Source organism: Cryobacterium sp. CAN_C2 (assembly GCF_015751745.1).
Classification (GTDB): domain Bacteria; phylum Actinomycetota; class Actinomycetes; order Actinomycetales; family Microbacteriaceae; genus Cryobacterium.
Genome location: NZ_JADOUX010000005.1, coordinates 58,620 through 77,321, shown reverse-complemented (window position 1 = coordinate 77,321; position 18,702 = coordinate 58,620). Strand labels below are relative to the sequence as shown.

The window sequence follows — 18,702 nt, the reverse complement described above, 5'->3', positions numbered from 1 at the left end:
CGTTGTGCAACGACGCGATTGGATACCATGACCCCCGAACCCCTGCCCTATCTGGGTCGGCCCGGCAAAGTGATCGCCGTGCACATCAACTACCCCTCCCGGGCCGCCCAGCGTGGGCGCACCCCCGAGCAGCCATCCTATTTTCTGAAGCCGTCGACGAGCGTCGCGGCCAGTGGTGCCACCATTGTCCGACCCCGAGGATGCGAACTGCTCGCCTTCGAAGGCGAAATCGCGTTGGTCATCGGTCGCCGCCTGCGTGGCGTGAGCGTTGAGGACGGTTGGAGCGGCGTTGCCGGGGTCACGGCGGCCAACGACTTCGGCGTGTACGACCTGCGCTACGCCGACAAGGGCTCGAACCTGCGGTCCAAGGGCGGAGACGGCTTCACTCCCCTGGGACCGCGCGTAATCGCGGCCGAGACGATCGACCCCACACAACTGCGCATCCGAACCTGGGTCAACGGCGAGCTCGTGCAGAGCGACACCACTGCCGACCTGCTCTTTGGCTTCGGCCGCCTCGTCGCCGACCTGTCCCAGCTGATCACGCTCGAGCGCGGCGATGTCATTCTCACCGGAACCCCCGCCGGCGCCTCGGTCGTCGTGCCGGGCGACGTGGTCGAGGTCGAGGTCGACGCGCCGACCATGCCCGGCGCGCCCAGCACCGGCTGCCTGATCACGCCGGTGGTCGAGGGTAAGTTCGAGTTCGGCGCGTTCGGTGCCGGCCCGAAGATCGACGACCTGCAGCGGGCCGAAGCCTGGGGATCAGTCGAAGCCAACGGCCCGGTGACAGCCCCGCCCTTCGTGCTCACCGAGGAACTCAAAGTCCGCATCAACAGCGTCGGCACCGCCACGCTCAGCTCGCAGCTGCGCAAGCGCGGCCTGAACAACGTCTCGATCGACGGCCTGCACTCCACCCGCCCCACCGTGCGCCTGGTCGGTCGCGCCCGCACCCTGCGCTTCATTCCTAACCGGGAAGACCTCTTCACGGCGCACGGCGGCGGCTACAACGCCCAGAAGCGCGCGTTCGACGGCCTCGGCGTTGACGACGTGCTCGTGATCGAAGCGCGCGGCGAAACCGGCACCGGCACGGTCGGCGATATCCTCGCCCTCCGCGCCCAGGTGCAGGGCGCCGCCGGCATCGTCACCGACGGCGGCGTGCGCGACCTCGCCGCGGTCACGGCGCTCGATATGCCCACCTACCACCACGGCGGCCACCCGGCCGTGCTCGGCCGCCGCCACGTTCCGTGGGACACCGACCTCACGATCGCCTGTGGCGGGGCCTCCGTTCAACCCGGCGACATCATCGTCGGCGACGCCGACGGGCTGCTCGTCATTCCGCCGCACCTCATTGACGAGCTCGTCACCGACGGCATCGAGCAGGAACGCGAAGAGACCTTCATCGCCGAGATGGTCGGCGCTGGCGAGGGCGTCGACGGCCTCTACCCGATGAACGCGGCGTGGAGAGCGAGGTACCGCGCATGGCTCCTTCAGCAGTAACGGATGCCACCCGTCCGACAATCGGCAAGGCCCAGTTCGCCTACGACTGGCTGAAAACCCGCATCAACGACGGCACCTTCGGCCCGGGTTTTCGACTGGTCCTCGACCAGATCGCCCGGGATACGTCGATGAGCCCGGTTCCGGTGCGGGAAGCAATCCGTCGCCTCGAAGCGGAGGGACTCGTGACCTTCGCCCGCAACGTCGGGGCGCAGGTGGCCATGCTCGATCCCACCGAATACCAGCACACCATGCAAACCCTCGGCCTGGTCGAGGGCGCGGCGACCGCACTGTCGGCGCCGACCTTGAGTCCGGCCGCCATTGCGCGGGCACGCCAGATCAACGCCCAGATGCGCGACACGCTGCTGCACTTCGACCCGACGAGTTTCACGACGCTCAACCGTGACTTTCACTCCGAGCTGTACAGCACCTGCCCCAACCCGCACATTCTCGACCTCGTGCACCGCGGCTGGAACCGGTTGTCGGTGCTGCGCGAATCCACCTTCGGCTTCGTGCCGGGGCGCGCGGCCGAATCGGTTGCCGAACACGACCACATTCTCGATCTGATAGAGCAGCGGGCATCCGCTCATGACATCGAACACGCGGCGCGCGACCATCGGCTGACCACCCTGAACGCATTTCTCCTCTCGCGAACCGGTACCAAGGAAGGCACCTCATGAAGTTCCGCAGTACTCCGAGCCAGATTCGCGGGTCCATCGCCGCGCTGATGACCCCGTTTACCGCCGACGGCGCGCTCGACCATGCCGGTCTGACCAACCTGGTCAACTGGCAGATCGCCTCCGGCTCGCACGGCATCTCGATCGGCGGGTCGACCGGCGAGCCCAGCTCGCAGACCATCGCCGAGCGCGCCGCCGCCATTCGCACCGTCGCGACCGCGATCGACGAGCGCGTGCACTTCATGGCCGGAACCGGCTCCACCAAGCTCGACGAGACCCTCGAACTGACCGCGGCCGGCCGTGACGCCGGCATCGACGCGGCGCTCATCATCACGCCGTACTACGCCCGCCCCACCCAGGAGGCGCTCTACGTCTGGTACAAAACCGTCTGCAAGGAGTTTCCCGACCTGCCAATCGTGGCCTACAACGTGCCGAGCCGCACCGCCGTCGACATCGCCCCCGAAACGGTCTACCGACTCTTTCGCGATTTCGACAACTTCGTCGGCGTGAAGGAGACCACCAAAGACTTCGAGCATTTCTCCCGCGTGCTGCACCTGTGCGGCCCCGAATTGTTGGTCTGGAGCGGCCTCGAGTTGCTCTGCCTGCCGCTCATGGCCCTCGGCGGCGCCGGCTTTGTCAGCGCCACGAGCAACATCGCGCCGGCTGCCGTCGCGCAGATGTTCGAGGCCTGGGAATCCGGCGATTTCGCCGCCGCCCGCAAAATTCACTACGGACTGCACCCGCTCGTCGACCTGCTCTTCGTCGAGACCAACCCGGCACCGGGCAAGTGGGTCATGGCCCAGCGTGGCCTGATCGAGAGCGGCTTCGTGCGTCCCCCGCTGATCACTCCGACCCCCGGCGGGCTCGCCAAGATCCGCGTACTGATGAACGCCGGTTCAAACTACCTCACGTCCACTGCCGGATTCGCCCTGGAAGGAGCTTCCCAATGATCGAAACCAACACCCAGGTGCACTACGTGCCGGCTGACCTGCCCACCAGCATCCGTCATTTCATCGGTGGAGAATTCGTTGACAGCGTCGGCGGCGAAACCTTCGATGTGCTCGACCCGGTGTCGAACCAGACCTACGCCACCGCGGCCGCCGGCCAGAGGACCGACGTCGCACGAGCCGTCGCCGCGGCGAAGGAGGCGTTCGACAACGGACCCTGGCCGCGCATGCTGCCCCGCGCTCGCGCCCGGGTGCTTCACCGGATCGCCGACGCCGTCGAAGCGCAGGACGCCCGGCTCGCCGAGCTCGAAACCTTCGACACCGGACTGCCGATCACGCAGGCGCTCGGCCAGGCGCAGCGCGCCGCCGAGAACTTTCGTTTTTTCGCCGACCTGATCGTGGCGCAGGCCGACGACACCTACAAGGTGCCCGGAAAGCAGATCAACTATGTCAACCGCAAGCCGGTCGGCGTCGCTGGGCTGATCACCCCCTGGAATACCCCGTTCATGCTCGAAAGCTGGAAGCTCGCGCCGGCGCTCGCCTCCGGCTGCACCGTCGTGCTGAAACCGGCCGAATTCACGCCCCTCTCGGCGAGCCTCTGGGCCGAAATCTTTCGCACCGCCGGGGTGCCCGACGGCGTCTTCAACCTGGTCAACGGGCTCGGCGAGGAGGCCGGGGACGCGCTGGTCAAGCATCCGGATGTGCCGCTCATCTCGTTCACGGGCGAAACGACCACCGGCCAGACCATTTACCGCAACTGCGCCGCGAACCTCAAGGGTATGTCGATGGAGCTCGGCGGCAAGTCGCCGGCCGTGGTCTTCGCCGACGCCGACCTCGACGCCGCAATCGACTCGACCCTGTTCGGCGTATTTTCGCTGAACGGCGAGCGCTGCACCGCGTCGAGCCGCATCCTGGTGGAGCGCTCGATCTACGACGACTTCTGCTCCCGTTACGCAGCCCGCGCCCAGAGCATCGTGGTCGGCGACCCGCACGACCCGAAAACCGAGGTCGGCGCCCTCGTGCATCCGGAGCACTACGCCAAGGTAATGAACTACGTTGAGATCGGCAAGACCGAGGGGCGTCTGCTCGCTGGCGGCGGCCGCCCCGCAGGGCTTGCCGAAGGCAACTACGTCTCCCCCACGGTCTTCGCGGATGTCGCCCCGACCGCCCGCATCTTTCTGGAGGAGATTTTCGGCCCGGTTGTCGCCATCACCCCCTTCGACACGGATGCCGAAGCGCTCGGCTTGGCCAACGGAGTGAAGTACGGGTTGGCTGCCTACATCTGGACCACCGACCTCACCCGCGCGCACAACTTCGCGCAAGCGGTCGATGCAGGAATGGTGTGGCTCAACTCGCACAACGTGCGTGACCTGCGCACCCCGTTCGGCGGGGTCAAGGCCTCGGGCCTCGGCCACGAGGGCGGCTACCGGTCAATCGACTTCTACACCGACTCGCAGGCGGTGCACATCACGCTCGCCCCCGTGCACACGCCCCGCTTCGGCGGCCGCGCTGCATCCGCTTAAGGCACCGTCGGTCGAGCCCGTCGAGACCACCTGGTCTCGACGAGCTCGATCAATGACTTTCCCATTATTGAATCTCACCGAGGAGAATTCCTATGACCACCATTTCTAACCCGGTTCCCACCCCCACCGCGACCCCACCCGACATCCTCCGCTGCGCCTACATGGACATCGTTGTGACCGACCTGGCCGCGTCCCGCGAGTTCTACGTCGACATTCTCGGACTCGTCGTTACCGAGGAGAGCGACACCGAGATCTACCTGCGCAGCTTCGAGGAGTTCATCCATCACAACCTCGTGCTGCGCCAGGGTCCGATTGCCGCCGTCGCCGCGATGGCTTTCCGGGTGCGCAGTCCCGAAGACGTCGACCTGGCCGAGGCCTACTACCGTGAACTCGGCTGCCGCACCGAACGCCGCACCGAGGGCTTTGTGAAAGGCATCGGCGACAGCGTGCGTGTCGAAGACCCGCTCGGCTTTCCCTACGAGTTCTTCTACGCGACCACCCACGTTGAACGCCTCGCCTGGCGCTACGACCTGCAGGGCCCGGGCGCACTCGTGCGGCTCGACCACTTCAACCAGGTCACCCCCGACGTCGGCCGCGGTCGCACATACCTCGAAGACCTGGGTTTTCGCGTCACCGAAGACATCCAGGACTCCGACGGCGTGACCTACGCGGCCTGGATGCGTCGCAAGGACACCGTGCACGACACCGCTCTCACCGGCGGCAACGGGCCGCGCATGCACCACATCGCATTCTCCACGCACGAGAAGCACAACATCATCTACATCTGCGACAAGCTCGGCGCTTTGCGCAAAAGCGACCTGATCGAGCGTGGCCCTGGCCGGCACGGTGTCTCGAACGCGTTCTACCTCTACCTGCGCGACCCCGACGGCCACCGCGTCGAGATCTACACCCAGGACTACTACACCGGCGACCCCGATAACCCGGTCGTCACCTGGGACGTGCACGACAACCAGCGCCGCGACTGGTGGGGCAACCCCGTCGTGCCCAGCTGGTACACCGAAGCCTCGCTCGTGCTCGACCTCGACGGCACGCCCCAGCCGGTCATCGAGCGCACCGAGTCGAGCGAAATGGCCGTGACCGTCGGGGCCGACGGCTTCTCCTACACCCGTCAAGACGACGAGGTCGCCGGCTTCAAACTAGGCACCACCCTCTAGCTCATGCACGGGGCGCGGGCCCGGAACGTGGGCCCGGCGCATTCGGCTCGTCAGGTCGAGTGGAGTTCACCGCGCACGACCGAGTCCGCCGAGTGCGCTGGCATGCCGTCGTTGGGCTCTGCGGAGACATCCACGAGCGGGTATTCCGCGAGATCAATTTCGGCGGGAATCACGAAGCGGCCGGTTGTGCCGGTGAGAAAACCAAGACTCACCAGCCTCGTTGCATCCGTGCTGAGCAGCCATACCTCGCGCAGGGGGGCGTCCACGGATGGGGCAACCGAGGGGTTCAACGTGACCAGCACATCACGCTGGCCAGACGAAGTCTCCTCAACGGATGCCTGCCCGGTCGCGCTCCAGCCCGGGAGCGGTTCGAGCTTTGCGCGAGCGACAACGGATGGCCCGCCACCGAAATCGGGCCACCAACTACTCGCTCCATAGCCGGCCACGAGGCCGATCACCGTTGCGGCCGCGAGCGGGATCCACCGGCGACGGGCGCGGGATATCGCCACGACCGGGGCCGGTTGCCGGGCAGATGGCCGGGTTGATGCCGGGGCAGGCGCAGGCGACACACCGGTAACGACGGCGGTTGTCGGCACGGCGGTTGTCGGCACGGCGGTTGTCGGCACGGCGTCTGAAGAATTCGTCAGCGTGGGAAGGGAAGCCATCGCGGCAGACAAGCCCAGTTCGGAGTGAATGCGGCTCCATGCACCGGCATCAGGGGTGATGAGCCGGGCGCCGGGGGCTGAGCGGCCCACCGCAACGGTGTGCTGCAGGACGAGGAGGTCGTTGGCGCACTCGGTACAGACCGCGAGGTGTTCGCGTTCCATGGGCGTGGGCTCAAGCTCGGCCAGGGCGATCAGGGCGAGATCGTCGGGATTAAAATGCGTCATAGCTCACCTCCAGTCTAGTTTTGAGACGGCTCAGACTCCTGCGGATATGGCTCTTCACGGTGCCGAGCGGCAGTCCGAGGCTGTCGGCAATCTGTACGTGCGTGAGATCCTCGTAGAAGGCCAGTTTCATCACCTGCCGGGGAACGGCCTCGAGCCGCTCGAGTTCCTCGCGCATGAGCACTTGGTCGGCCACCGCAATCGAATCATCGGGCTGCACGAGGGGAACGTACCCTGCAGCCACGCCTTCTACTTGGCGGCGTCGGGTACGCGCTCTGTGGGCATCCGCAACCGCGTTCCGGGTGATTCCCACCAGCCAGGCGGGCAATCGGGACCGGTCAGGATCGAAGGTATGCCGACCACGCCAGGCGGCGATGAAAACTTTCTGCAGCACATCCTCGGCTTCGGTATGGTCACCGAGCGACCGGACGGCGACCGTGAAGACGAGCGCCGACCAGCGGGCGTACATCTCCGCGAGAGCACGCTCGTCACCATCGCGGAACCTCTCGACAAGCCGCCGGTCCGCCTCGAGGACGGCAAAATTGTTTTCAGCCGCGCTGAGGGAATCCACATTCTTGTGGCTCGTGCTGTCGTCGGGCTGCGTCACGGGGTGAGAATGGCTCCTGGGGGCAGGACGTGTCGTCGGATGCGCGTCTCTTTGGCCGGTGACCGGTGAACCCGCGGGGTTTGTGTTCATCAGCATAGCGACCCCTGCTACGCCACCGGGATCGCGGTGACAACGATATTCGACTGGTACTGCCGTGTCGTGTAGTTAAATTCTCCTCCGCAGGTCACGAGGGTGAGGCGCGGCGACCCGGTACGGTCGAAAACTGCGGCCCATGGCACCTCGGGTTTGCCGGTGGACTGCACCGATTCCAGCGCATACCGGTGTTCGACGCCGTCATCGGACGACACCATGATTTCGGTACCGGCCGGCGCATCGGCCAGTCTCGCGAAGGGGCCGAGCCCGTATCGCAGTGAGTCCACATGGGCCGCGATCACCGTCGCTCCCTCGGCGCCGGGTGCTGGACCAAAGCGGTACCACGATGCGATGTCGGGGTTGGCCGCGAGCGCCATCGATCCGACGGCGTCGAGTCCTGCGGGTTCAACGGTCATGTCGATGTTGAGCGACGGGATGCGGATGCGCGTGGGTGCCGCGGCCGCTGGTCGCTGGTTGGCCAGGCTGGCATCGACCGTGGGTACATCGATGACCGGCGCGGGTGGCGGCGCGGGTGGCGGCGCGGGTGGCGGCGCGAGCGGTGAAACGGATACCGATGGCGACGACGACGGGGCCGGTGTGGATGGTGCGGCGGAGCATCCGCTGATCACGAGCGCCAGGAGAGCCGGCGCGAGAATGGCGGCGCGCCTCGATCCGGCTCTCCCCGTGCCCATGGTGGTTAGTTGCCCTTCGACGTCGCGGTGCGACGCGCCCGCAGTGTGGCGGCGATGACCACGCCGAGAAGCAGCACGAGCGACGAACCGCCGAGCCAGAGCGCGGCGGGAGCCACCGGTTGGTTGGTGGCGGCGAGGCCTGCCTCACCGGCCGGGATGCTGCCGGGAGTGGAGTGCAGGCCGGTGATGGTCTGCAGGCCGAGCGCGAGGTTGTTGTCCGCAAGGCTGCCCCAGGCGTAGACGATGGTGTTGACACCTTCAGCCACGTTCACGTCGGCCGGCCCGATCACCGGCGTCGTGGTTCCGGTCGCCGCGACGGACGCGGAGATCGTTGCGGTCGGCAGAGTCAGCAACGACTCGGCGGGGTTCACCAGGTTCGTAATGACGGGTGTACCACCGGCGAGCACGTCGACGGCGGGTGCCGCTGCCACGTGGCGCACAGTGAGTCGTCCTTCACCGGCGGCGAGGGTGGAAGTGTCGTTGGTGAACAGTGTGGCGGTTGGCGCACCGGCGGCAGCCAGGTGGGCCACGGCGGTGTAGTTCATGCCGCTTGCCAGGGCGAGGTCGACCGGGCCGATGGCCGGTGAGCTGGCATCTGCAGCGTCCGCGGCCGTGATGGCGACCGAGTAGGTGCCGGGTGCGAGTTCGAGCGGACCAGCGAGGGCGCCGGGCTCAAAGTTGTCGAGGGTGAGAGCACCGTTGACGTACACGTCCACGGTGAGACCGGGAACGCCGTGGAACACGGACAGTTTGGCGTCTCCTTCAGCGGCGGTAACCGGGGTCACGCCGACGAGAGCGATGAGCGCGCCCGCCGCGATGCCGGTGCTGAGTAACTTGCGCATGAGAACCTCCTATTTGTTGCCCGGCGCGAGTCACCGTGGCAGGGGATGCTTACACACACTCCTACCGGTCCCATCGTGCGCTTGGATGCACTCCGCACGACATTTTTTGAGTTTTCGCTTTCGGTCAGGCCAGGCCTTCGTGCTCCCTATTGCTAATGCGCGGCGCGGGGCACCCACAAGGAGCCCTCGTCATTGACGAGGGCTCCTTGTGGTGGCTGAGCAAATGTTTATCCGTTAATGACCTGCGGCACGCCCAGAGCCTTGAGGCCTTCGACACCGAACTCGAGGCCGTAGCCGGACTGCTTCGCCCCGCCGAATGGAATCATCGGGTGCACGACGCCGTGCGCGTTGATCCAGACCGTGCCGGTCTCCAGGCGCGCGGCGACCGCACGGGCCGCCACGAGGTCGCTCGACCACACCGAGCCGCCGAGCCCTACATCAACGCTATTCGCGCGCGCGATGACATCGTCGAGGTCGGTATAGCGAATGATCGGAAGCGCCGGCCCGAATTGCTCCTGACTCACGAGCGGGTTGTCGTCGTCGATGTCCGCGATCAGCGTGGTCGGGTAGAAGAAGCCGGGCGCCTCCAGGTCGGGGTCACCGCCGATGAGTACGCGGGCTCCTGAGTCTTTCGCGGCCTGCACGAGTCCCGCAACGATGTCGAACTGCGCCTTGTTCTGCAGCGGGCCGAGCACATTGTTCTCGTCGATTCCGACACCCATCGGCATTTTCGCGGCGACCGCTGTCAGTGCGTCGCAGACCGCGTCGTAGATGTCGTCGTGCACGTAGAGGCGTTTGAGCGCGGCGCAGGTCTGGCCGGTGTTGATGAAAGCACCCCAGAACAGTCCTTCAGCAATGGCCTCCGGGTCGGCGTCGGGCAATACAATGCCAGCGTCGTTGCCGCCGAGTTCCAGGGTGAGGCGCTTGACCGTGTCGGCCGAGCTCTTGATGATGGCCTTGCCTGTTGCCGTCGATCCGGTGAACATGACCTTGCCGATTCCGGGATGCACGGCGAGGCCGGCTCCGATATCGCGGCCGCCGGAAACGACGGTGACGAGCCCCTCGGGCAGCACCTGATTGAGTACAGCAACGAGCCCAAGCACGCTCAGCGGCGTGTACTCGGACGGCTTGACCACGACGGCGTTGCCCATGCGCAGCGCCGGGGCGATCTGCCACGTCGTGATCAACATCGGCCAGTTCCACGGGCCGATCGCGCCGACGACACCGATCGGGCGGTAGGTGATCGCGGCGTGGGTGGTGCCGTCATCGATGAGCACTTCGGAGTCCAGTGGGGTCGCGGCCGCGGTGCGGAGCCAGGCGGAGACGGCGCCCACTTCGAAGCGCGCGTTGGGTCCGTTGAGCGGTTTGCCCTGTTCGCGCGAGAGCAACTGGGCCAGAGCCTCGGCTGCGGCGTCGACTGCGTCAGCGGCACGCAGCATAACGGCGCTGCGCGCGTCGTGGCCGAGGGCGGCCCAGGCCGGTTGAGCCCGCGTCGCTGCGGCAATGGCAGCTTCAAGGTCGTCGACGGTGTGCACCGGGGCGAGGCCCACGACAGCACCCGTTGCGGGGTCGAAAATCTCGCGGGTCTCGCCCGTCGCGGGAGTGATGGCGGCGAGCAGCCCGTCGAGGGTGTCGAGCGTCGGGGTTGCCAGGGTGTCGTTCGTTGTCATGAGTCCTCCACGTTGAGTGCGGCGCCGTGAGTCCCGCCGTGGCTCCACCGTATGCGGGAGAATCCCGGACCGCTTGCACGAGAGCGCTGCCCACCCGCCATCGCGCGCACAGCGTGCAGTTGCAGGCCGGCGCAAGCCGAGTGTCAGGCCAGAAATTGCAGCGCGGCCTGCTTGAACTCGCGTGACGTCAGCGCGTTCAGATGGGTGCGACCGGGCAGCTCGAGGTACTCGGCACCGTGCCGGGCCGCGAGCGCGGCAATACCGGCCACAATCGGATCGGCCCCGCCGCCCACAAACAGCTGCGGGATGCCCGCCGGCACGTCGAGCGTGCACCCCGCGACCCCCTGCACGCACGCCACCAGCGCGTCACGGTCGGCGCCGGCGGCGATCGCCGGGCCGAGCACCGCGACGATGGTCGGATCGGTGGGCAGATCGCCACAAAGCACGAACCGGTTGACGGCATCGAGATTCCAGGTGGCGAACAGTTCGAGCGGGCCGGCTCCGCCGAGCACGAGGCGTCGCACGCGTTCGGGAGCAAGCTGGGCCAGCGCGGCCACCACTCGCGACCCCATGGAGTAGCCGATCACGTCGACCTGATCGAGTTCGAGAGAGTCCAGCACGGCCACCAGGTCGGCGGCCAGCTGCCGCGGTGCGTAGTCGGCGACGCGGTGCGGCTTGTCGCTGCGGCCGTGGCCGCGCAGGTCGGGTGTGATCGCGGCGCGCCCGACCTCCCCCAGCGCACGCACCCAGCCGGAACCGGCCCAGGTGACCGCTGCGGTGGAGGCAAACCCGTGCACGAGCAGAACGGGTCGCTCTCCCGGCGTGGCGTCAAAGGCGATGCGCACTCCGTCGAGCCGCCGAGCGAAATCGGTCACTCGACGGCGTCGCTCGCGGCGAACACCGCGCCGGCGTGCGCCATCTCGGCAAGGGCGGTCGCGGTGGATTCTGCGGCCACGCCGGCGACGAGATCGGTCAGCACGCGCACGTGCTGGCCGTGTTCGAGGGCGTCAAGGGTGGAGGCGCGCACACAGTAATCGGTGGCGAGACCGACAATGTCGACGTCCGTCACCCCGTGCTCGCTCAGAAGCGCCCCGACCGTCTGCCCGGCCTCGGTGGTGCCCTCAAAGATTGAGTAGGCGGGCTTACCCTGGCCCTTGCGAATGTGAAAGGTCACGGCATCCGTTGTGAGGTTTCGGTGATATTCGGCGCCTGCAGTGCCGGCGACGCAGTGCACCGGCCAGGTCGTGACGTAGTCGGGCGTCGCGTCGCGGGCGAAGTGGCCACCGTTGTCGTTGCCGATATCGTGCCAGTCGCGCGAGGCGAACACATATTTGTAGGCGAGCGGATGCTGCGCCAACAGCGCGCTCACGCCCGTCGCGACGGCGCCGCCCCCGTCAACTCCGAGAGCGCCGCCCTCGGTGAAGTCATTCTGAACGTCGATGATGAACAGTGCGCGGGTCACGATGTCTCCTTCGAAAGTCAGTTATTGCACGGTCAATTATTAGACAAGTTATCGCCGCAATGGAAAAATCCGGTAGCCAACGTGTCAATGGCGATTTTTGCGCTCGAGCTCACGTTGCCGATGGCGTAGACGGCAAAGGTGAGCGGGGTGCCGTCGGCAGCGCGAATAACGCCGGCGAGCGTGTAGCCGGTATCGATCCAACCGGTCTTGGCGAAGACCGCGCCGTCGGCGGCGGAGTTCGCACCGGCGAAACGGTCGCTGTAGGAGAGGGATCCACTCGGTCCGCCGGCGACCGGCAGGCCGTCGAACAACACGCCGAGGTTGCCTTCGCGGGCATTGACCTTGATGAACAGGGCGGTCAGATAGGCGGGCGACACGGCATTGTTGGGGCTGAGGCCCGAGCCGTCTGTGATGATCATGCCGGTCGTGTCGATGCCGTAGGCGGCGAGGCCACCGACGATGCCCTGCTGCAGTGCAGAGAAGGAGTTCCCGGCGCCGTTTTCGATAGCGACCAGACGGGCGAGCATCTCGGCGATCGTGTTGTCACTCACGATGAGCGTCTGCTGGATGAGCGTCGACACCGGCTCGGACTGCACGGCGCCGAGCTCAGCGGCGCCAGCGGGAGCGGTGGCCTGGCTGATGGTGAGCCCGCCGCCGAGTGCGTCGGCGAAGGCCTGCCCGGCCCGCATGATCGGGTCTTCGCTGCGAGCGGAGGAGCTGCGGGTGGGGTCGTTGCGGTCGCCGTCAACCATGAGGGCGGTAATTTCGGGCATGTGGCCGAAGCCGAGTTCGGTGCGGGCCCAACCGTCGTCCCAGTCGGGGCCGGAGAAATAGGAGGAGTCCAGCACGAGGGAGGTGATCGGCGGGTTGGCCGGGTCGGCAGCCCAGGCGACCATGGTCTGGGTGGCGAGGTCGTCGAGGTGGGCGGCGCCGGTGTAGAACGGTTCCTGACCGGTGGGCAGCCGCGACAGGGTGAGGTCTCCGCCGCCGATGAGCACAACCTGGCCGGGTTCGGCGCCCTTGACCACACGGGTAGTGGCCCGATAGTCGTCGCCGAGCACGTTGAGCGCGGCGGCCGAGGTGAGCACCTTCATGACACTCGCCGTGCGCGAGGAGGTCGTGCCGCCGCGATCGAACAGCACCTCACCGGTGGTGGCGTTCCTGACCTGCGCCTGAAAATCGGCGAGGCGGGTGTCGGCGGCAAGCCCGGCGACCGAGCAGGTGCGCAGTCGGCTGGCCGTCGTCGCCTCCGCGGGCACCGGCCGGGCGGGGTCGATGGTCGGCGCCGGGCTTGGCGTCGCCGTGGGCATGGCCACCGCGGATGCCGCCGCCCGTTCATTCGCGCCGGTCTGGCTGCCGGCAAACACAGCTCCACTACCCAGCAGCACGAACACGAGGGCGCCGGCGGCAATCAGCCAGGGGCGCCGATACCGGGCGAAGACGCGTGCGATCCCACCGCGCGGGACAGCGCCAGCCGTAGCCGGTTTGGGTTTCTGCACTGGTTCGTCCACCTCCGTATGCTAACCGACGCGCCGCCGGGCGGGCTATTCGCCCGGATAACGCAGTCCGATCAGGGCCCGCACCGCGTCGAGGGTGGTCATGATGGCGACCGATTCCTCGGCCGGCATGATGGCGCTCGAAACTTTTGCGGCGCGAATGAGGGCTTCAGCCTCGACCGCTTCGAAGTGCATCCCTCGGCCGGTGAACTCGGCCGCCGTGAAGGTCTCGAGTATGGTCCCCACGTTGTCGAGCACCCGAAAACCGGTCGGCGCATACCAAACGGCGTCGATGTCGATGCGCCCGTGCGTGCCGATGATCGACGCCGTCGTCGGGCCGAGGGTGTCGCTCGCCGCGAATGTCATGGCGATCTGGCCGCCGGGATAGCGAAAGATCGTCGCGACCTGTGCATCCGCTCCGGTGGACTTGAACGAGGCGCTGGCCAGAATCGAGTCGGGCGCACCGAAGACGGCATTCGCAAAGTTCACCGGGTAGACGCCGAGATCGAGCAGCGCGCCCCCGCCGAGGGAGAGGGAATTGAGCCGGTGCTCGGGGTCATCGGGTAGGTCCTGTGTGTGGTCGGCGAGCAGGCTGCGCACGTCGCCGAGCGTGCCGGCGGCGAGAATCTCCCGAATACGCACCATGTGCGGCAGAAATCGGGTCCACATGGCTTCGAGCACGAGTAGGTTCTTACTCGCGGCGAGGTCGACGATCTGCCGGGCTTCGCGGGCGTTGAGTGCGAATGGCTTCTCGATCAGCACGTGTTTGCCGGCGTTCAATGCGAGTGTGGCGTGCTCGGCGTGAAAAGGATGCGGCGTTGACACGTAGATAACGTCGACCTCGGGGTCGTTCACGAGGGCTTCGTAGCTGCCATGCGCGGTGGGGATGCCTAATTCGACGGCAAACGCATCCGCTGATGTCTGCCGGCGCGACCCGACCGCTTGTACCGTGTGGCCGTTCTGCACGAGATCGTTGGTGAACGAGTGGGCGATGCCGCCGGTGGCCAGGATTCCCCAGCGGATGAGAGCCGTCATGCCTGCAGTTTATCCACGGGCACCGACACTGGGTTCTGGATGCCGAGACCCGAAACGATTCCGCCGCCGACCAGCAGGATTCCGGTCACAATGGCCGCCCGATGAAACCCGTCGACGTCAAGAACCGGGCCGACGATAATGCTTGCCGCTGCAATCGCCACGAGTCCAGCCACCCGCGACACCGCATTGTTGACGGCCGAGGCGATGCCGGCCCGGCTCGGATCGATGGCGCCGAGGATGGCGGAGGTCAGTGGGGCGACGGTGATGGTCAGTCCCAGGCCGAAGATGACAATGCCGGGCAAGACCTGGCTGACATAGGCGACGCTCGGTTCAACACGCAGCATGGTGAAGAAGCCGGTTCCGGCCGTGATCGGGCCAACGCACATGAAGAGCCGCGGGCCGAACCGTCCGGCGAGCCGTCCGACGGCGCCCGACAGGGCAATGCTCAGAATACTCACCGGCAGCAGCGCGAGGCCGGCCAGCGTCGCGGAGTACCCGCCGACCTGCTGCAGGAAGACGGCGAGAATGAACGAACCGAGCGACAACGCCGCATAGATCAGGGTCGTAGCCACGTTTCCCACCCAAAAGTTGCGCACCCGAAACAAACTGAGCGGCATCATGGGCTTTCGGGTGCGTCTCTCGTGCCAGATGAACGCGGCAAAACATAACAGACCAACCGAGAGCGGCACCAGAATGACCGGGCTTCCCCACCCGAAGTTTGCCTGTTCGATGAGCGCGAAGACGGGCAGCGCGAGACCGAGCACCCCGAGAACGGCGCCGATGATATCAACGCGGGTGCCGGCATCCGCTGCCCGATCGCCCGGAAGACGCGCCAGCAGAACCAGAGTCGCCGCGATCGGCACGATATTGATGGCGAACACCAGTCGCCAGGATGAGAGGTCGACCAGCAGACCGCCGATGAGCGGGCCCGCGATGAATGCAGTGCTGGTCCAGGCGGTCCAGGTACCGATCGCGCGAGCCTGGCCGGAGCCCGAGAACGTGCTGAAAACGAGGGCGAGCGAGCTCGGTACCAGCAGGGCGCCAGCCACGCCCTGCAACCCACGCGCGCCAATGAGAAAGGAAGCGCTCGGTGCCACAGCGCAGAGAACGGATGCCGCGGCGAACCCCACCAGACCCCAAAACAGCACCCGTTTACGCCCGAACGCGTCGGAGAGTGAACCGGCCAGCAGGATGACGCCGCCAAGGGTGATGAGGTACGCATCGACGACCCACTGCTGGGTCGCAATGCCGCCGCCGAGCTCGCGGGTGATCGCCGGGAGGGCCACATTGATGACGGTGCCGTCGAGAAAGGCTATGAAAGAGGCGAGCACTGCGACGACAAGAACGAGCCGTTGTGCGGTGGCCGGTGAACGAGTCATGACTTGATTTAACCGCACGAACCACCGCACTGGACAATTTACTCGGTGTGTAATTTATAGGTCACACTAGAGCAATGATCACCCTGCAGCAGGATGCCGATGGCTTCATCCGCATGAACCGGCACTTTCCCGATAACTCGCTCATCAGCATCACTTTCACCGAGGGCGCCCAGGAGGAGTTCACCGGAGCCCAGCTGAACTCCATCTACGATGGCGCCTTGGCCGAGTTTCGCGGGCAGAACCGCCTCGAGGGAGCAAAGGGCTTCTCTCGGGCGCCCACGCAGACCGTTCACCCCACCAAGAAGATCACCGTTGTTCGGGTGCACCCCGGAATGGCCCGCTGACTGGCGGCGATCAGGTCTGGTCGCCGCCAGTCTGCCCACGTGACCTAGGCGGGTTGCGGGGCCAGCGCTGTGAGGGCGGCGAGCCTATGGACGCCGATCGGTCCCTCAGCCAACAGCGGAACGATGGCAACGCGGTCGGCGCGGGCGAATACGGCCCTGATCTGGGTGGCTTCGTTGGCGGCGCGCGCTTGCAGGAACGGCGTTTCGGGGTGTGCGGCGACGATGGAATCATTGACCACCCAGCCCCACGGCTGAATTCCGGCGCGGTTGAGATCCTGTTGCCGGCTCTCGGCCTCGAGCACCGGGGTCGTCTCGGCGAGGGTCACCAACAATACCTTCGTCAGGGCCGCATCCTGCAGACGCATCAACGGGGTCACGATCGACAGGCCCTCCCCCATCTGGCGTGAAATTTCCCGATGGTACGACCGGTGGCGTCCAACAACAGCAGGGTAGGGCCGGTCGGGGCAGTATCGACGACGACAAATTCGTGACGTGATTCGTGAACGGCCTTCGAGAACTGCCGAAAAACCGCGACCTCGTCGGTACACGGCGAGAGCAGATCTTCGGCCAGGGCGGCCCGACCATCATCGTCGAGGTTTTTGCTCTTGGTCGCCATCAGGCGCTCCCGATGCTCACGAACCGCCTCGACCGGGTCAACACGCGAGACGCGCAGCCCGGGCAGGCTTCCGTGCAGGGTGTCGACCAGATGGGCTGCCGGGTCCGTCGTCGTCAGGTGCACGGCGTGGCCGCGCTGGGCGAGGGCGACGGCGATCGCCGCCGCGAACATGGTCTTGCCGACTCCGCCTCGTCCCATGCAGAGGATCAGGCCGTGACCGGCCTGCTCCAGTTCGTCGACGACGTGGCCGAGCGGGGCATCCGGCACGTCGACAGTGATTTTCGGTGGCACGGCGCCATCGATATCGGTCTGAAACAGGGTACGGAGCGCCCCGACGCCCATCATGTTGCCGGCTTTGAGCTCGAGAATGTCCCGCGGCAGGGCCACCAAACGTGTGGGAATACCGTTCAGCGCGACCGACTCCCGGTTTCGCACCGCTATCGCTATCGCTTCAGTTTCCGCGCTGGTGGAAGCACTCCGTTGATCACGACGTAGCCACCGAGAATGACGATTTGCTGCAATTCGTCACAGGTTCGATCGATCTCCGCCAGGGCGGATGCCTGGGCGCACGCGACGAGCACCAGGCGGGTGCGTTCGGGGTCGGAGAGGGCGGCGACCGCTGCGGCGTACACCCTCTTCTGCTTCTCCAGCCCGGACAGCGGGCCGAGGCAGCTCGGATCACCCTAACCGGCGTCGAGAAACTCGGTCCACGAGCCGGGCAGTTGCAGCAGGCGGATGGTGTGCCCGGTCGGCGCGGTATCGAACACGATGTGATCGTACGTCTCCAGCCGGCTGTCATCGGTGAGCAGGTTGGTGAACCCGTCGAACGAGGCGACCTCGGTCGTGCACGAGCCGGATACGCCCTCGAGAATGCTCGCAAGCTCGCGCTCCGGCAGCAGTTCGCGAACCGGGGCGAGAATGCGTTCCCGATAGGCATCGGCTGCCTGTTCGGGGTCGATCTCGAACGCGCGCAAGCCGGCAATAGCGCCAATCGGAGTGACCGTGTTACCGATCGTGTCACCGAAGACCTGCCCGCTGTTGGAGGCCGGGTCGGTGCTCACCAGCAGCACGCGGCAACCGCGTTCGGCCGGTTCGATGGCTGTGGCGCAGGCAACGGATGTTTTTTCCACGCCCCCCTTGCCGGTGAAGAAAAGAAATCGCGGCGGGTTGCGGAGAAATTTCATGCTCTGCAAGTCACGGTGTCAACAGCAGGCGGTAGCGCCGCCGTAGCATCCGCTATCAGATTTCGCGGCCAACCCGAGCTGGGGGCGGTCGGTCGGCGCTTCACCGACAACGGCAGCGGCGAGGCCGGCGAAGGCGAGCAGCTGAGCCTTGGAGGGGTAGGCGCCGGTCGCGACGGTAACGCCGTCGACGACGGTCAGCAATAGCCCGGCGGAACCGACGACGTTCAGGAACGCCCGCACGGTCTCATCCGTGGCGAAAGCGAGTGGATTGGTGGCCAGATTATGACGCTGAATGTCTGCACCGAGATCGTGCCTGCTGCGCACGGTTGCCGTGACCTCGACGAGGGACTGGTCAACGTCGACACCACACACCCCGGTGTCGCAGCACAATGTCGGCTCATAGATTCGGATGGCCGCCATGTCGATCTCCCTCGTGTCGCTGACCTCAGCCTGACCTTTTGTATCGATGAATATCAATATGGCATTAGGCACGCATGAGGTCGCTCCCCGACGAGCACGGAGCCATCATCACAGCGGTCAGACCAGCACGCTTCATTGCGGAACGCCACCACCTCATCGACG

Annotated in this window: 19 protein-coding genes and 1 pseudogene; 6 read left to right on the top strand and 14 right to left on the bottom strand. The window is 66.3% G+C overall.

Annotation, left to right across the window (positions count from 1 at the left end; genetic code table 11):
• The first annotated feature begins 27 nt into the window (after window positions 1–27).
• The 5 genes from IWX77_RS06025 (at window position 28) to hpaD (ending at window position 5,813) form a co-directional block, all read left to right on the top strand.
• Window positions 28–1,494: a fumarylacetoacetate hydrolase family protein gene (locus IWX77_RS06025; RefSeq protein WP_196843617.1), complete on the top strand. Its 1,467-nt coding sequence runs from the start codon at window positions 28–30 to the stop codon at window positions 1,492–1,494.
• Window positions 1,476–2,171 (top strand): GntR family transcriptional regulator, encoded by a 696-nt coding sequence (locus tag IWX77_RS06020; protein ID WP_196843616.1) that lies wholly within the window; start codon window positions 1,476–1,478, stop codon window positions 2,169–2,171. Before IWX77_RS06025 ends, IWX77_RS06020 begins: the two co-directional genes overlap by 19 nt.
• On the top strand, window positions 2,168–3,118 hold the full coding sequence (gene dapA, locus IWX77_RS06015; protein WP_196843615.1) for a 4-hydroxy-tetrahydrodipicolinate synthase: 951 nt from the start codon (window positions 2,168–2,170) through the stop codon (window positions 3,116–3,118). The genes IWX77_RS06020 and dapA overlap by 4 nt, the downstream gene beginning before the upstream one ends.
• Window positions 3,115–4,638: a 5-carboxymethyl-2-hydroxymuconate semialdehyde dehydrogenase gene (gene hpaE, locus IWX77_RS06010; protein WP_196843614.1), complete on the top strand. Its 1,524-nt coding sequence runs from the start codon at window positions 3,115–3,117 to the stop codon at window positions 4,636–4,638. Before dapA ends, hpaE begins: the two co-directional genes overlap by 4 nt.
• A 101-nt stretch (window positions 4,639–4,739) precedes the next feature.
• The gene (gene hpaD, locus IWX77_RS06005) at window positions 4,740–5,813 is read left to right on the top strand and encodes a 3,4-dihydroxyphenylacetate 2,3-dioxygenase (RefSeq protein WP_196843725.1); all 1,074 of its coding nucleotides are present in this window, start codon (window positions 4,740–4,742) and stop codon (window positions 5,811–5,813) included.
• Window positions 5,814–5,863: 50 nt separating this feature from the next.
• On the opposite strand, the gene IWX77_RS06000 is transcribed toward hpaD, so the two are convergent.
• From IWX77_RS06000 to IWX77_RS05955, 10 genes are all read right to left on the bottom strand, one after another.
• Entirely contained in the window at window positions 5,864–6,703 is an 840-nt protein-coding gene (locus tag IWX77_RS06000; RefSeq protein WP_196843613.1) for an anti-sigma factor, read from the bottom strand.
• Window positions 6,690–7,307: an RNA polymerase sigma factor gene (locus IWX77_RS05995; protein WP_297414451.1), complete on the bottom strand. Its 618-nt coding sequence runs from the start codon at window positions 7,305–7,307 to the stop codon at window positions 6,690–6,692. Before IWX77_RS05995 ends, IWX77_RS06000 begins: the two co-directional genes overlap by 14 nt.
• Window positions 7,308–7,414: 107 nt before the next feature.
• Window positions 7,415–8,092, bottom strand: coding sequence for a class F sortase (locus tag IWX77_RS05990; RefSeq protein ID WP_196843612.1), 678 nt, complete (start codon window positions 8,090–8,092; stop codon window positions 7,415–7,417).
• Between the two features lie 5 nt (window positions 8,093–8,097).
• Window positions 8,098–8,934 carry a DUF4397 domain-containing protein gene (locus tag IWX77_RS05985; protein ID WP_196843611.1) on the bottom strand — a complete coding sequence of 279 codons (837 nt, stop codon included), beginning with the start codon at window positions 8,932–8,934 and terminating at the stop codon, window positions 8,098–8,100.
• 227 nt (window positions 8,935–9,161) lie between these two features.
• On the bottom strand, window positions 9,162–10,604 hold the full coding sequence (locus tag IWX77_RS05980; RefSeq protein WP_196843610.1) for an aldehyde dehydrogenase family protein: 1,443 nt from the start codon (window positions 10,602–10,604) through the stop codon (window positions 9,162–9,164).
• Window positions 10,605–10,747: 143 nt separating this feature from the next.
• Window positions 10,748–11,479 (bottom strand): alpha/beta fold hydrolase, encoded by a 732-nt coding sequence (locus tag IWX77_RS05975; protein ID WP_297414457.1) that lies wholly within the window; start codon window positions 11,477–11,479, stop codon window positions 10,748–10,750.
• The gene (locus IWX77_RS05970; RefSeq protein ID WP_196843609.1) at window positions 11,476–12,066 is read right to left on the bottom strand and encodes an isochorismatase family protein; all 591 of its coding nucleotides are present in this window, start codon (window positions 12,064–12,066) and stop codon (window positions 11,476–11,478) included. The genes IWX77_RS05975 and IWX77_RS05970 overlap by 4 nt, the downstream gene beginning before the upstream one ends.
• 32 nt (window positions 12,067–12,098) lie before the next feature.
• Window positions 12,099–13,577: a D-alanyl-D-alanine carboxypeptidase/D-alanyl-D-alanine-endopeptidase gene (locus tag IWX77_RS05965; protein ID WP_297414460.1), complete on the bottom strand. Its 1,479-nt coding sequence runs from the start codon at window positions 13,575–13,577 to the stop codon at window positions 12,099–12,101.
• Between the two features lie 33 nt (window positions 13,578–13,610).
• Complete coding sequence (locus IWX77_RS05960; protein WP_196843608.1) at window positions 13,611–14,597, bottom strand: Gfo/Idh/MocA family protein; 987 nt, start codon at window positions 14,595–14,597, stop codon at window positions 13,611–13,613.
• Window positions 14,594–15,976, bottom strand: a complete 1,383-nt coding sequence (locus tag IWX77_RS05955) for a DHA2 family efflux MFS transporter permease subunit (RefSeq protein WP_196843607.1) — start codon at window positions 15,974–15,976, stop codon at window positions 14,594–14,596. The genes IWX77_RS05960 and IWX77_RS05955 overlap by 4 nt, the downstream gene beginning before the upstream one ends.
• Window positions 15,977–16,050: 74 nt before the next feature.
• Here IWX77_RS05955 and IWX77_RS05950 point away from each other — a divergent pair, with 74 nt between their 5' ends.
• Window positions 16,051–16,320: a hypothetical protein gene (locus IWX77_RS05950; RefSeq protein WP_196843606.1), complete on the top strand. Its 270-nt coding sequence runs from the start codon at window positions 16,051–16,053 to the stop codon at window positions 16,318–16,320.
• 44 nt (window positions 16,321–16,364) lie between these two features.
• On the opposite strand, the gene IWX77_RS16990 is transcribed toward IWX77_RS05950, so the two are convergent.
• The 4 genes and pseudogenes from IWX77_RS16990 to arsD form a co-directional block, all read right to left on the bottom strand.
• Window positions 16,365–16,697, bottom strand: a complete 333-nt coding sequence (locus IWX77_RS16990) for an ArsA-related P-loop ATPase (protein WP_327012081.1) — start codon at window positions 16,695–16,697, stop codon at window positions 16,365–16,367.
• Window positions 16,694–17,371, bottom strand: a complete 678-nt coding sequence (locus tag IWX77_RS16985; protein ID WP_327012080.1) for an ArsA-related P-loop ATPase — start codon at window positions 17,369–17,371, stop codon at window positions 16,694–16,696. The genes IWX77_RS16990 and IWX77_RS16985 overlap by 4 nt, the downstream gene beginning before the upstream one ends.
• Window positions 17,372–17,379: 8 nt before the next feature.
• A pseudogene (locus tag IWX77_RS16980) lies at window positions 17,380–18,120 on the bottom strand (TRC40/GET3/ArsA family transport-energizing ATPase).
• Window positions 18,121–18,138: 18 nt separating this feature from the next.
• Window positions 18,139–18,540 (bottom strand): arsenite efflux transporter metallochaperone ArsD, encoded by a 402-nt coding sequence (arsD, locus tag IWX77_RS05940; RefSeq protein WP_196843605.1) that lies wholly within the window; start codon window positions 18,538–18,540, stop codon window positions 18,139–18,141.
• Window positions 18,541–18,702: the final 162 nt, after the last annotated feature.

Coding starts and splice junctions, on each gene's coding strand:
- IWX77_RS06000 (WP_196843613.1), bottom strand. CDS start 6,703: ATGACGCATTTTAATCCCGACGATCTCGCCCTGATCGCCCTGGCCGAG.
- arsD (WP_196843605.1), bottom strand. CDS start 18,540: ATGGCGGCCATCCGAATCTATGAGCCGACATTGTGCTGCGACACCGGG.
- dapA (WP_196843615.1), top strand. CDS start 2,168: ATGAAGTTCCGCAGTACTCCGAGCCAGATTCGCGGGTCCATCGCCGCG.
- IWX77_RS05985 (WP_196843611.1), bottom strand. CDS start 8,934: ATGCGCAAGTTACTCAGCACCGGCATCGCGGCGGGCGCGCTCATCGCT.
- IWX77_RS05960 (WP_196843608.1), bottom strand. CDS start 14,597: ATGACGGCTCTCATCCGCTGGGGAATCCTGGCCACCGGCGGCATCGCC.
- IWX77_RS05990 (WP_196843612.1), bottom strand. CDS start 8,092: ATGGGCACGGGGAGAGCCGGATCGAGGCGCGCCGCCATTCTCGCGCCG.
- IWX77_RS05950 (WP_196843606.1), top strand. CDS start 16,051: ATGATCACCCTGCAGCAGGATGCCGATGGCTTCATCCGCATGAACCGG.
- IWX77_RS06025 (WP_196843617.1), top strand. CDS start 28: ATGACCCCCGAACCCCTGCCCTATCTGGGTCGGCCCGGCAAAGTGATC.
- IWX77_RS06020 (WP_196843616.1), top strand. CDS start 1,476: ATGGCTCCTTCAGCAGTAACGGATGCCACCCGTCCGACAATCGGCAAG.
- IWX77_RS05980 (WP_196843610.1), bottom strand. CDS start 10,604: ATGACAACGAACGACACCCTGGCAACCCCGACGCTCGACACCCTCGAC.
- IWX77_RS05955 (WP_196843607.1), bottom strand. CDS start 15,976: ATGACTCGTTCACCGGCCACCGCACAACGGCTCGTTCTTGTCGTCGCA.
- hpaE (WP_196843614.1), top strand. CDS start 3,115: ATGATCGAAACCAACACCCAGGTGCACTACGTGCCGGCTGACCTGCCC.